We start from the raw sequence: 12,565 nt of genomic DNA on the forward strand, positions 1-12,565 counted from the left end.
CTAGGCTCCGGTTCTGGCGATCATGCCGTTTTCGCGCGCGGCTTCGATGAGGCCGGCGCGCACCGCTTCATCCGCATCGACGGTGCGGAAGGCAAGCCCTGCAAGGTCGAGGGCGGCCTGGTAGAGCATAGCGAGCGCGCCGGAAGCAATCAGCACGACCGGCGCGTCGCCTGCGCCAAAGCGGCGCTTCGCCGAGGCGATCTCGCCGCCGATCAAAAGCCCGGACAGACAGGCCGCCGCATCCTCCGATTTCAGGTCCTGCAAGAGCCCGGCGGCGCGGATGGCAAACAGCTTCGAGGTGACATCGCCGCCCTCGCCAAGCGCCCGTTCGCACCATTGCCGGAAGAATGGACTGTCCGCGGTGACCGCAGCCGGATGCTCGCCCAGAGAATGTTTGAGGATCGAATGCGCGGCCAGTACCGAAAACAATTCGCCGGTCGGCCAGGTGCCGAAACCGGCAACCGCGCCATCCTCGACCAGCACCCATTTCGAATGCGTGCCCGGCATGCAGGCGAGATGTCGCCCCTTTGCCGGCAAACCAGCACCGGCAAGCTGTGTTTCCTCGCCGCGCATGACATCGGGCGCATCGGTCAGGCGCTGGGCGAGGCCCGGCACGATGCGGATGTCGCGTTTCTGATCAGCCACCCGGGCGGCACCGCCGAGGATGGCACTGAGCGGCGCCGGCACGGTCACATAGGGAGCCTCGATCCAGCCCTGACGAGAGCCGGCCATGCCGCAGATGATGACGGGCAGCGTGTCAGGCGCGCCCATGGCGGCCAAATGGCCTTCCAGCACGTTCGAAAAGCCTTTTTCGCGCGCGGTGATCAGGCCGTCGTCGCCGCGGCGTTCGGCAAGCACCTTGCCGCTGCCATCGATCAGCCATGCCCGGAGCCGGGTCGTTCCCCAATCGAGCGCCGCTACCGCCGGAACCGAACTCACAGGAAGCCTCCGTCGACAACAAGCATTTGCGCGGTCAGCATGCGCGAGGCATCCGAGGCCAGGAACAGCACCGTGCCAACCATGTCGTCCGGCCGCATGACCTCCTTGATGCATTGCTTGGCGACATGGGCCTCAAGCGCCCCTTCGGTCACCCAGCGTTCCTGCTGCCGTTCGGTGATCACCCAGCCGGGCGCGACGGCGTTGACGCGGATGCGGTCGGGCCCAAGCTTGCCGGCCAGCCCCTTGGTCAGGCCCAGGATACCCGCCTTGGCGGCAGTGTAGGCCGGCATGTCAGGGTGGTTGATGAGGTAGGATGTTGAGGTGAAATTAATGATCGAGCCGCCGCCGGCTCGCTTCATGCCCGGCGCCACCGCCTGCGCGGTGAAGAAATGTGGCCGCAGATTGATCGCCTGGTTGTTGTCCCAGAACTCCACGGTGACATCCTCGACGGCGTGGCGTTCGTCCCAGGCGGCATTGTTGATGAGCACCGTGACATCGCCATGCGCCTCGGCCGCCTTGGCCGCCGACGCCCGCAGCGCCTCGATGTCGCGCAGATCGGTCTTGAGGTAGAGCGGCCGCCTCTTGAAGTCTCTCTCTATGCGGTCGGCAAGCAGCGCGCTCGGGCCGTCGGCGATGTCGATGAAGGCGACATTGGCGCCCTGGCGGACAAAGCCCTCGGTCAGGGCCGCGCCGATCCCGGATCCGCCACCGGTGATCAGCACCGAGGCCCCCTTGAGGTCGGCAAAATCCGCCGATGGCATCATATTGTTCTCTCCGCACTTAACCGGCGCGCATCCTAGCCAGAGAAGCCGCACGGGCAAGGGCGAAACGTCGGATTTGCCGGCATATGTCAGACAAAACGACAATGCGCCGCACCGGGCGCAAAGTCGCGATGGTGGACAGAAGTCGAGATCGCCGGTCAGATCGCCTTGGCGCGCAGCGCACCACGGAAGGTATCGCGGAGATAGCCGAGCGTGGCGTCGGCATCGACCGGCTTGCCGAACAGATAGCCCTGCCCGCCGGCGCAGCCGAACTGGACCAGGCGGTCGGCCTGCGCTTCCTCTTCGATGCCTTCGGCGACCACATCCATGCCCAGCCCCTCGCACATGGCAAGGATGGCGCGGATGATGTGTTCGGACGGCCGGTCGTCGAGAATGGAGGAGACGAAGGCGCGGTCGATCTTGAGCTTGTCGAAATGGAATTCGCGCAGGCGGCCGAGCGAGGACTGGCCGGTGCCGAAATCGTCGAGCGAGACGCGGATGCCGACGCGGCGCAGGTCCTCGACGATCTGCGCCGCCGAGGCCGGGTCGTTCATCAGGCCGGTTTCGGTGATCTCGATCTCGAGGCGGCGCGGATCGAAGCCGGTGCGATCGAGGATCGCCAGTATGTGCAGGCCGGTGTTCTGGTCGACGAGCTGCGAGGGCGACAGGTTGAACGACAGGAACAGGTCCTTCGGCCAACTCCTGGCGGCCTCGGTCGCCTTGCGCAGCACCAGCTGCGACAGCGGGCCGATGATGCCGCGCTCCTCGGCGATGGGAATGAACACCGTCGGCGGCACCGCGCCGAGGTCGCGATCGGTCCAGCGCGCCAGCGTCTCGAAGCCGATGGTGCGGCGGGTGTTGAGATCGACAATCGGCTGGAAATGCGGCTCAACCTCGCCGGCGGAGACGGCGCGGCGCAGCGCCTGCTCGATGCGGGTGACGCGCTTGGCCGCCTCTTCCATCTCGCGTGTATAGACGACGACCCGGCCCCGGCCGGAACGCTTGGCGTGGTAGAGCGCCGTCTCGGCCTTGTTGACGAGGATTTCGGTGGTCTCGTCGCCGGAATAAAACAGCGAGCAGCCGACCGAGGCCGACAGCCTGGCGGTGCGCTCGCCGACATCGTAAGGCGCCGACAGTATCTCGATCAGCATGCGGGATTTTTCCGCCGCCGCCTCTTCCGAGAAAACCAGCGGATAGAGGAAGGCGAATTCGTCCGCGCCGATGCGGCAGACCGTCGAATGGCCGTCCATCGAGGCGCGCAGCCGCATCGCGACCTGAATCAGGATATCGTCGCCTGCCTTGTGGCCGAACAGATCGTTGATCGGCTTGAAGCCGTCGAGGTCGAGAATGCCCACTGTGAAGGGTGCGGGATCGTCGGCACGGTCGCTGATCAGGCGATCGACCTTGTCGAAGAAGCGGCGATGGTTGCCAAGCCCGGTCAACGGATCTGTAAATGCCAGATCCGTGCTCTCCCTGTTTGCCTGACCGGTGCCAAACGAAGTTTGCATCGGTGTCCCTGTTTTTTACGTCGAAATTTATTTTCGAGACTGGCAGCAAACCCTTTAGGAAACGTATCCCGAAAATCGATTTTTCGCGGCTAAAGCATGATCCCGAAGAATGGTATCCGTTTTGCTAAAAAACCATGCTTGGCTGAACGTCAGATGCTCTGGGGACACCCGCCGAAAATCTGCATCAAGCCTTTGTCTTCGCGCGGATATTCAGCCGCTGGACTTGACGCGGTAGAGCTCCAGCGGGGCGCCACGGGTCTCCGCCACCGGCTCCAGCCAGTCCGGCACGTTGCCGCGCATCAACCCGGCGAGGAAGCCGTCCGGTGCCTTGGCCGCGAACAGCCGGCTTTCCGGGTTGTCGCGGCAGAGCGCGACAAGGCCGACATGGTGGCTTTCGACGATGGCTTTCGCGTCGGCGGCCGAACCCAGCAAAGCATCGAACACGAGCAGATTTCCGGCGACGTTGCGATGGTAGGGTCCGGCAAACACGCGATGACCGGTGAAGGCGAGGATCGGCGAGCCGAGATTGGAGATGGCAAGCACCGTGGTGGGGGCCATCCGGCCGAGTGCGGCGAACGATGCCTTGCTGTTGCAGGGTGCATCGATGCTGGCGTCCTGGACAGGTGCGCCGGCCTCGAAAGCGTTCGATGCGGCCTCAGCGGCGCCCGACCAGATTGCATTGACCGAGATCAACCAGGCCGCGGCCATCCTGAGCACCGAACCGCTGGACGGGCTGGTCTCGGCCCGCTGCCGCCATTTGGCGATCCAGGCCGAAAGCGGGATCACCGCAAAGGCTATGGAGAAGGTCGAGCCGCGCACTTCCCAGGCGCTGACCAGGACCGCCACCACCAGCAGCGCGCCGACGAGGCTGTCTTGCCGGCGCCAGCCGCCATGGCTGAAGTGAAGCGCCATCAGGATGATCGCCACCAATGGCGTGGCAAAGCGCGCCACCGCTCTTGCCGGATCGTCGGAGACAAGCTGGACGATCGACTGCGCCTCCTCGATATAGCCGAGCCACATCTGCTGCAGACGCGGGTCGAGATGGGCATAGGGCGCCGCCAGGCATTGCGGAAACAGCAGCACGACGACGAGAGCGAGTGCCGCGGCAAGCAGGCCAAGCGAGATCAGGCGCCGGGCAGCCGTCGCGTTGGCGGCTTTCCATGAAGTGATGATCGCCAGTCCAGCGCCGGCCAGCCCGGTGACGGCGAACTGCACGACCGAGAACGTGTCGCACTGGGCCTGGCCCCAGGACGAGACCGGGATGGTGGTGACGAAGACGACAGCCGAAACGCCGGCGACCCCCAGTCCGAAATCCCTGGCGATCAGCCTTTCGCCGTCACCCCTGGCGAGAAACAGTAGGGCGACGATAGCGCCCAGGGTTCCCGCATAGGGAGCGCTTTCCATGCCTATCGCGAGCGTCAGCGTGGCGCAGATACCGGCGACAAAGGGAGCCCACCGGTGCGTAGGCGCCTCGAGCAGCAGAGCGAGGCTCGCCAGCGTCAGCATCAGCTGGACATTGTGATGATCGAGCGCTCCGGGCGAGAAAATCCCGATGTAATACAGGGCAGCACTTCCAACGACGGCAGCGGGCAGCACGGCATGCGCGCCGGCGAATGCGCGCGCGGCGCGGATGATGAAAAAGATCGCAAGCCAGAATTGCAGGGCAGGCCAGAATATCTGCACGATCTGTTCGGCCAGGGCGGTGCTGCCCGTCAGCGCCGATACTGCAAGCATGGCAAGCGCCAGCGGTGCGTCCAGCAGCCGCGACCAGTGCATGATGAAGCCGCCTGCCAGCCCCATCCGGTACTGGTGCAGATCGAACCAGCCCTGGCCGCCCATGAGGTCGCGGACCTGGACCAGTTGCAGCAGGCTGTCATTGTCACCAGCCGGATTGGCCAGTTGCGGGAACCCGGCATGGGCATTGAGCGCCAGCAGCAACAAGGCGGCAAGCAGCGCGAACGCGATATCGGACTTCCCTGAGGAAGTTCCCCTTGCTGTGCCCATCCCGATCGCCCTTGGCGGGAATGCCGGGCCTTATCAGACCAATCGGCACTCATGAAGTCGGTCTTAAACCTAGCCTTAACGGCTTCAATAAATAGTAAAACCGCCTGAACGGGGCCGGTTTCCGGCGTGCGACCTGTGGTCGACAAGGCATTCGGAGACGAAAATGCCGCAAGACATCAGACATGAACCCGTCATCGCCGTGCTCTTGCCTTGCTACAATGAGGAGCTGACCATCGCCGAGGTGGTGCGGCGGTTCCGCGAAACACTGCCGGCGGCGACCATCTATGTCTACGACAACAATTCCAAGGACCTGACGGCGCTGCGCGCCCGCGCGGCCGGCGCCATCGTGGTTCGGGAGCCGCGCCAGGGCAAGGGCAATGTGGTGCGGCGCATGTTCGCCGACATCGACGCCGACATCTATCTGATGGCCGATGGCGACGGCACCTATGCGCCCGAGGACGCGCCGCAGCTGATCAACACGCTTGTGACCGAACGCTCCGACATGGTGGTGGGCACCAGACGCGGCGTTACCGATGACGCCGGCCGGGCTGGCCATGCTTTCGGCAACCGCATCTTCAACAGCCTCTACAAATGGCTGTTCGGCAGCGATTTCACCGACATCTTCTCCGGCTACCGTGTCTTCACCAGGCGCTTCGTCAAGAGCTTTCCCGCCGTCTCCGGCGGCTTCGAGATCGAGACCGAAATGTCGGTGCACGCCTCGCAGCTCAAATTGCCTGTCAGCGAAATCGCGCTCGACTATGGCCGCCGGCCGGAAGGCTCGTCGTCGAAACTGTCGACCTTCCGCGACGGCGCGAAAATCCTCTGGATGTTCGCCATGCTGATGAAGGAGACGCAGCCGCTGCGTTTCTTCGGCGCCTTTTCGCTGTTCTTCCTGACCTCCAGCCTGTTGCTGATGGCGCCGGTGCTGATCGAGTTCGCCGAAACCGGCCTCGTGCCGCGCATGCCGACCTGGGTGCTGTCGGTCGGCCTGCTGCTCTTGTCGATGCTGGCGGCGGTGACCGGGCTGATCCTCGATTCCGTCTCACGCGGCCGCGCCGAACAGAAGCGTATTTTTTATCTCTCCATGCCCTCCGGGCGTGTCGAGCGCCGCGCCAGCGAAGTCGTGAAACCGCAGCCGGGCAAGGCCCCGCGCGCGGCCTGACCATGCAACGGCTCGTCCGCTTTGTCTTCGCCGGCGGCATAGGCTTTGTCACCGATGCGGCAGCACTCTGGCTGCTGCTGGCCGTCACGCCGCTCGGGCCCTTCGTCGCCCGCGTGCTGTCGATCGGCTTCGCGCTCTGCGTCACCTGGCAGATCAACCGTCATCTGACCTTCTCGCCGTCGCGGCGCGGCGTCGCACAGGAAGGCGCCCGCTATGGCGGCGTCGGCATCGCCACCAGCGTCGTCAACTATCTCGTCTATTCTACCATTCTGCTCGCGCTGCCGGCGACCCCACCGCTCGCCGCCCTCGCCGTCGCTTCGCTGGCCGCCATGGCGCTGTCTTTCCTCGGTTACTCCAGGCTGGTCTTCGACCGTTAATGCATGTCGCCCAAAAGTGGCTTCCCGGTTTTGGGGCAACGACATGCATAAAAGGAAAGGCTGCTGGCCCGATTGGCAGAAGGCGCGGCGACCCTTATATCGCTCTCGTCGACTGCGCTGGGGACCCGCCATGAAGCTGAAAATCGCCGTCCAGATGGACCATATCTCCACCGTGTCGATCGCCGGCGACACTTCGTTCGCGCTGTCGCTGGAAGCGCAGCGGCGTGGCCATCAATTGTTCCACTACACGCCCGACCGGCTGTCGCTGCGCGACGGCAAGGTGTTTGCCCGTATCGAGGAGATGCAGGTGCGCGACGAGAAGGGCAACCATTACACGCTGGGCGACAAGGTGCGCGCCGACCTGTCCGAGATGGACGTGATCCTGCTGCGCCAGGATCCGCCCTTCGACATGAATTACATCACCACCACTCACATTCTCGAGCGCATTCATCCGAAGACGCTGGTCGTCAACGACCCGGCCTGGGTGCGCAACAGCCCGGAAAAGATCTTTGTCACCGAATTTTCCGACCTGATGCCGGACACGCTGATCACCAAGGATCCGATTGAAGTCGCCGCCTTCCGCAAGGAGTTCGGCGACATCATCGTCAAGCCGCTCTACGGCAATGGCGGCGCCGGCGTCTTCCATCTGCTCGAGGGCGATCGCAACCTCGCCTCGCTGCTCGAAATGTTCGGCCAACTGTCCCGCGAGCCCTATATCGTGCAGCGTTATCTGAAGGACGTGCGCAAGGGCGACAAGCGCATCATCCTGATCGACGGCGAGCCGGTCGGCGCCATCAACCGGGTGCCGGCCGAGCATGATTCCCGCTCCAACATGCATGTCGGCGGCCGCGCCGAGAAAACCGAACTGACGGAGCGCGAGCGCGAAATCTGCGCCCGCATCGGACCGGCGCTGAAAGAACGCGGCTTCATCCTGGTCGGCATCGACGTCATCGGCGACTACATGACCGAGATCAACGTGACCTCGCCGACAGGCGTGCGCGAAGTGCAGCGCTTCGGCGGCGCCGACATCGCCAGCCTGTTCTGGGATTGCGTGGAGGAAAAGCGGCGGAAGTCGGCCGCGTAATGTGCTTTGTTACGGAGGACTTTGGTGGGTCCAAAGAAGCATCGAAAGATGCTCTTTATTGAATAAGGCTGCCGAGCAAGCGGCTCATCACATCAAACTCTGTCCCGGAAGCGCCGAGGCCTCAGTTTCCGAGGAAGGAGACCGATAAGTCTGGTCTGCAATTTTCGCTGTGGTGTTGCCCAGTCTTTCAGCAGAAAACCCGCATCGGAGTTCTTTTCCAGCAATTCAAAAGCCGCAGACGGTCCGATCAGGTCGACCAAGGTCCTGCGCATTGAGTGGCGCGAGATCAAATGCTCCAGTCCCGGCGCCACTTCGCACCAACGATTGGCCAGTGCCCGCCGTACCACTATTTCGATATCAGGCGACCTCCTGCCGACGGCAACTCCGGCACCCAGGACGCGCCCATCCGCCCAGCCATTGCCGCCGTGAAGCCGATAACTGCCAAGAGCCCGCCCAATCCTCACGGTTCCGCCGATCATATGGGCGGCACGAGCCACATAATCGTCGGCACACATCCTTATTTCGTCCGGATCAGATGGACGCATGATTTCAAGCGGAGCTCGACGAAACATCATCCCCGATGTGGTTGACCAAAACCAACCCACTGTACCCCGATCAACAAATAGCAAAGTTGGGTCAGCTTCGGTATTGACATGCAGGTAGCCGTTCATTTCCGGCATCGATCGCGGGTCATTCGCGTGGAATACGGGGTGACCGCCCGCAAGCAGGTTGCCGGCCGCATCTATCAACACCTGATCGGAGCTCGACATCGCCGCGATACGGGTGTGGCTGAGATGCGCTCTCGCATGGCATTCTAGGAAGTCAGGATGCCAAGCATCGTCACCGTCAAGAAAGGAGATCAGAGGTCCGGCTGTCGCGTCAAGCCCGGTCATCATTGTTGCCAACTGCCCGCCATTTTGCAGCCGGGGCAGAAAGCGGAAACGACTGTCGCCAAGCTGGGACAGACACTCTTCGATCCTTCGGCGGGAACCGTCGGTCGAAAAATCATCGACCACCACGCACTCGAACGCAGTGTACGTCTGCGCCGCTACGGATCGGATCGCGGTGTCGATGAATGCCTCTTGATTGAAACAGCCTACGCAAACGGATACGGTTGGTAGTGCGATGTGAGAGCCAGCCCCGCTTGGGACGATGTTTTCTTTCAAGAGGCGCTTCTCCTTACACCAGATTTGATCGCCGCCGTATCACGTCTTTATCAACGACTTTTGACGGCACCGGCAAGCCTGTCCGATTGGCACCGGCTCAGGTGAACACGGCCGTGCGTAAGCGGAAGCTGCCGTTTTCATTTCGTATTAACCATGTTCCGTTTTTGCAACCGGGCACAACGCCGCTGCAACTTCCGCGCCCATATGTTCCTGTATTGTTCTTGATCTGATCAAGGAACTGTGATTGTCTTCCCAAGAGGCCGTTCGTGGCCTGGTCGCAAGGGCTGGGGGCAAGCCCGTATCCGGGGTGGGAAAATGGTGGCGCGGGTTCGCACGGTCGCTTTCCAGGGCATAGAGGCCGTGCCGGTCGACGTGCAGGTGATGATCGCGCCCGGCAAGGTCAACATGCATATTGTTGGCCTGGCCGACAAGGCGGTGGCCGAAAGCCGCGAGCGGGTGCAGGCGGCCCTGCATGCGTCGGGCCTGTCGATGCCGTCGAAGAAGGTGACGGTCAATCTGGCGCCCGCCGACTTGCCCAAGGAAGGCAGCCATTACGATTTGCCGATCGCGCTCGGCCTGATGGCGGCGCTTGGCGCCATTCCAGGCGACATGCTGGCCGGCTATGTCGTGCTTGGCGAATTGTCGCTCGACGGGACGATTGCCGCGGTCGCCGGCGCCTTGCCGGCGGCGATCGGCGCCAATGCCGAAGGCAAGGGCCTGATCTGCCCGTTCGCCTGCGGGCCGGAAGCAGCCTGGGCCGGCAAGGACTTCGACATTCTGGCACCGCGCAGCCTGATTGCCATTGCCAACCATTTCCGTGGCACGCAGGTGTTGTCGCGCCCCGAAGCCGGCATCCACGCCGCGGCGCGCGACCTGCCCGACCTCGCCGACATCAAGGGCCAGGAGACGGCCAAGCGGGCGCTGGAAGTGGCGGCGGCCGGCGGCCACAATCTGCTCATGCTGTGGACAAAAGACCCCCGCCTCATAAAGGCGTTCTCACACCGTGCTTAGGCCCTGCCGGACGTCCTCAACGTACCACTGGAGGGCCTGCCACGGATCATCGTCGAGCAACCTTACCGCCTCGGCATAGGCCTCGCCCTCGCCGCAGTGTTCCTTGACGCGCTCAACGTGGCCCCTCATCCACTCGGCTACGTCAGCCTCAAGGGTGCCATAGTCGATGGTCTTCATTGGTCGCTCCTGTTGCCGCCATCGGATAGCTCGCAGCCGTCAACCCGGTCAAATCAAATAAAGTCAATGCGTTAGAGGAACTATTCCCTTAGCGGAGACGTCTCGCCGGTGGAGCAATTTCGGCCGCAAAGGCCCCCGACACACCTCTTGGGGCGATGCATCGGGGGATGGGATAGGCGTCAGTCAGTGAAGGCTGTGCCGGTCTTCCGGGCAGCTGCTATCACTTGGGCGTGGCCGTGGAAGACGTGCCATTCACCCTTGGCCGCAGCCCTGCGAAGCGCTGGGTAGTCGGCCTCGTCGACATGCTCGAAGTAGGTCTGAAGGCTCAGCCCATGCTGCCGCAAAACGTTGCGGTCGAGGTGCTGGCTGAACGCAGTCTCGACCACAGCCGCCTCCACCGTGTCGATGCCGTAGGCTTCACCAGTAAGGATTTCTCCGGTCTCCACATAGGCATCCACGATGAACTGCTGTTGGGGTTCGCTGTGGGTATCCCGGAAGCGGTCAAGGCTTTGGTCGGCCATGCGCGCAAACTCGGCATGCTGCTTCTCTTCCTTCTGGTCGGCTGTCAGTTCGTCGTCGTCGGTCTGGTCGTCCACGGTGGGCAACTCAGGAGCCGAAGCCCCGTCGTCACTCTCGGCCCCCGTGGTTACCTGAAAGAATAGCCGTAGGGGACCAGAGCCGCGTTCACAGCCGCGACGTAATCGCCTTGGCTGATCTCCCCACGTGCCGCCATGTCCTTGGCCTGCTGGGGTCCCAACTGGATGCCACCAACGGTCACCGCAAGCTGATCGACAAGAACCTGCGGTGCCGAGCCATTCATGGGCTTCGCTGCTGCTATCTGAGCCCTCTGGCCTTCGTTCAGCGCCTGTCCAGTGTTAATGCCCATACGCTTAGCCTGAAGCTGTTGATTTGCCCGAAGGCCTGCCTCCGTCTGGGCTGCGATCTGCTCTTGAAAGTCGGCTTCCTTGCGGTCCTTCTCTGCCTGCTCATGGTCGCGCCGCATCTGGTCCACGCGGTCTTCAAGGCCCTGTCGGTCCCGTGCTTCCCGCCCGCGAATGTCGATCTGGTTGCTGTTGATCTGGAGCCCGGAGGCCTTGCTGAAATCGTTCATGGTGTTCGTTCCTTCTGGTCGTGATGGATCGCCCCGGCGCGTCATTGCTTCGGGTGCGGTATGTCGGTCTTGGTGGTGGCTTAGTCAGCGCCGTGGTGTGAACCCAAAGGTCATTGTTTGTGGGGCTTCAGGACGCGCGCTAAGGCCGCTTGGGGTAGTTGCTCCGGTAAGACCATCGCTGACTCCGGCGACCCTTCCACGCGGCGCTGTGGGTCTCATAGACATCTCGGCAATACGCCGTGCGACTGCCACAGCCTCAAGCTCGGGATAGCCGTAGACTTCAAAGCATCGTTCAGCAGCCGTGTTGAAGCTCTGGGTCCATTCGATGCCGATCCCCGGCAGTCTTCGGTCTAGCTGCGAGATCGTCTCCCAGTCATCGGCCTTGCTCCATTCGACTAAGGCAATGGCTGCCTCTCGCGTGGGATAGGTCGCAGCCCAGTCACGCCGCCTGATGTCATCGAACGTCATGCCCGGTCACCCTTGGCGGTCATCCGACCCATGCGGTAGAGATACGCAATCGGCGAGCCCTCGGGGTTCTCGATCTCGTCCACCGCGAACGGATCGAGGGTGCCTATCGTAACCAGCCGGTCGATGGTCTGGTGGTATTGCTTGACTTGTTCAGGGTTCATCGCTCGCCACTCATCCTTGCTCGGCTGTACCACGATGCCCTGCGCTATCATTCGTCTCGATTTCCTTCGCTCCTGTGCTGCTTTCAGTGATTTCGTTCGGCGCATCTTGGCGCGCTGTGAGAGGGCCTCGTCGGGGATCACCCGCTGGCCCGGTAGGTGGTCGAGCTTCAGCCGTTCCCGGCCTCCTCGCTCGGCCCTGTCGTCGTGGTCCAGCTTGTGCCGCTTGCTGCGCCTGTCCTCGTCCTGGCGAACCTTGGCCGCAGCAATCTTGCCCTCGACCATGGCGTTCCAGTCGGCCTGGGTGAAGCTCTCGGCCTCGGTCGAGGTCATAACCAGATACACCACCAGAACTGTAGTCAGTTCGCGGGGATCGGCCACTGTGTCAAGGATGACCCATAGCGACGGGAGGTAGGTCTGGTCGCCGGCTGCATTCCTTGGCCCCTGCCACGGGTCAGCCGGGCTGGCCTTCTGGTACAATGGTGTCCCATCGGGGTGCTGGTCGAGGTATTTCGCCATGAACGCCGTGATGGCCTCATGGGTGACGTATCGGTCTATGTGGTCGTTCGGGTCCCATCTGGGCGACCGCAGCGTGACCAACGCTTTCTCATCTGGTGTCATCGTCTCCTTTCCTGCCTT

12 protein-coding genes and 1 pseudogene are annotated in these 12,565 nt (G+C 62.9%); 4 read left to right on the plus strand and 9 right to left on the minus strand.

The annotated features are described in order from the left end of the window. The 4 genes from EB235_RS04100 to EB235_RS04115 form a co-directional block, all read right to left on the minus strand. Window positions 1–939 (minus strand): 2-dehydro-3-deoxygalactonokinase, encoded by a 939-nt coding sequence (locus tag EB235_RS04100; RefSeq protein WP_027032222.1) that lies wholly within the window; start codon window positions 937–939, stop codon window positions 1–3. Beyond that, on the minus strand, window positions 936–1,703 hold the full coding sequence (locus tag EB235_RS04105) for an SDR family NAD(P)-dependent oxidoreductase (protein ID WP_027032221.1): 768 nt from the start codon (window positions 1,701–1,703) through the stop codon (window positions 936–938). Before EB235_RS04105 ends, EB235_RS04100 begins: the two co-directional genes overlap by 4 nt. Window positions 1,704–1,858: 155 nt before the next feature. Beyond that, window positions 1,859–3,208 carry a putative bifunctional diguanylate cyclase/phosphodiesterase gene (locus tag EB235_RS04110; protein ID WP_027032220.1) on the minus strand — a complete coding sequence of 450 codons (1,350 nt, stop codon included), beginning with the start codon at window positions 3,206–3,208 and terminating at the stop codon, window positions 1,859–1,861. Window positions 3,209–3,418: 210 nt separating this feature from the next. Further along, entirely contained in the window at window positions 3,419–5,212 is a 1,794-nt protein-coding gene (locus EB235_RS04115; RefSeq protein WP_032925726.1) for a hypothetical protein, read from the minus strand. A gap of 163 nt (window positions 5,213–5,375) precedes the next feature. Between EB235_RS04115 and EB235_RS04120 the strand changes: the two genes are divergently transcribed. The 3 genes from EB235_RS04120 (at window position 5,376) to gshB (ending at window position 7,835) form a co-directional block, all read left to right on the plus strand. Then, complete coding sequence (locus tag EB235_RS04120) at window positions 5,376–6,374, plus strand: glycosyltransferase (protein WP_027032218.1); 999 nt, start codon at window positions 5,376–5,378, stop codon at window positions 6,372–6,374. Between the two features lie 2 nt (window positions 6,375–6,376). Further along, window positions 6,377–6,751 carry a GtrA family protein gene (locus EB235_RS04125; RefSeq protein ID WP_027032217.1) on the plus strand — a complete coding sequence of 125 codons (375 nt, stop codon included), beginning with the start codon at window positions 6,377–6,379 and terminating at the stop codon, window positions 6,749–6,751. Between the two features lie 130 nt (window positions 6,752–6,881). Then, the gene (gshB, locus tag EB235_RS04130; RefSeq protein ID WP_027032216.1) at window positions 6,882–7,835 is read left to right on the plus strand and encodes a glutathione synthase; all 954 of its coding nucleotides are present in this window, start codon (window positions 6,882–6,884) and stop codon (window positions 7,833–7,835) included. Between the two features lie 92 nt (window positions 7,836–7,927). Here gshB and EB235_RS04135 read toward each other — a convergent pair whose 3' ends face one another. Then, window positions 7,928–9,001 (minus strand): glycosyltransferase family 2 protein, encoded by a 1,074-nt coding sequence (locus EB235_RS04135; protein WP_051429737.1) that lies wholly within the window; start codon window positions 8,999–9,001, stop codon window positions 7,928–7,930. Window positions 9,002–9,316: 315 nt separating this feature from the next. Between EB235_RS04135 and EB235_RS04140 the strand changes: the two are divergent. Beyond that, window positions 9,317–9,964, plus strand: a pseudogene (locus EB235_RS04140) (magnesium chelatase domain-containing protein); the annotation flags it as partial. A 33-nt stretch (window positions 9,965–9,997) separates the two neighbouring features. Here EB235_RS04140 and EB235_RS04145 read toward each other — a convergent pair. The 4 genes from EB235_RS04145 to EB235_RS04160 all read right to left on the minus strand — a co-directional run bounded on the left by EB235_RS04145 (window position 9,998) and on the right by EB235_RS04160 (window position 12,547). Next, the gene (locus tag EB235_RS04145; RefSeq protein WP_027032215.1) at window positions 9,998–10,189 is read right to left on the minus strand and encodes a hypothetical protein; all 192 of its coding nucleotides are present in this window, start codon (window positions 10,187–10,189) and stop codon (window positions 9,998–10,000) included. A 179-nt stretch (window positions 10,190–10,368) separates the two neighbouring features. Then, window positions 10,369–10,785, minus strand: a complete 417-nt coding sequence (locus EB235_RS04150) for a hypothetical protein (protein ID WP_155256447.1) — start codon at window positions 10,783–10,785, stop codon at window positions 10,369–10,371. A gap of 50 nt (window positions 10,786–10,835) precedes the next feature. After that, window positions 10,836–11,300 carry a hypothetical protein gene (locus EB235_RS04155; RefSeq protein WP_027032213.1) on the minus strand — a complete coding sequence of 155 codons (465 nt, stop codon included), beginning with the start codon at window positions 11,298–11,300 and terminating at the stop codon, window positions 10,836–10,838. Between the two features lie 464 nt (window positions 11,301–11,764). Further along, a complete protein-coding gene (locus EB235_RS04160) occupies window positions 11,765–12,547 on the minus strand; it encodes a hypothetical protein (protein WP_027032211.1) in 783 nt (260 codons plus the stop codon). Window positions 12,548–12,565 lie beyond the last annotated feature (18 nt).

The sequence above is a fragment of the Mesorhizobium loti R88b genome, from assembly GCF_013170845.1.
Classification (GTDB): Bacteria; Pseudomonadota; Alphaproteobacteria; order Rhizobiales; family Rhizobiaceae; genus Mesorhizobium; species Mesorhizobium loti_B.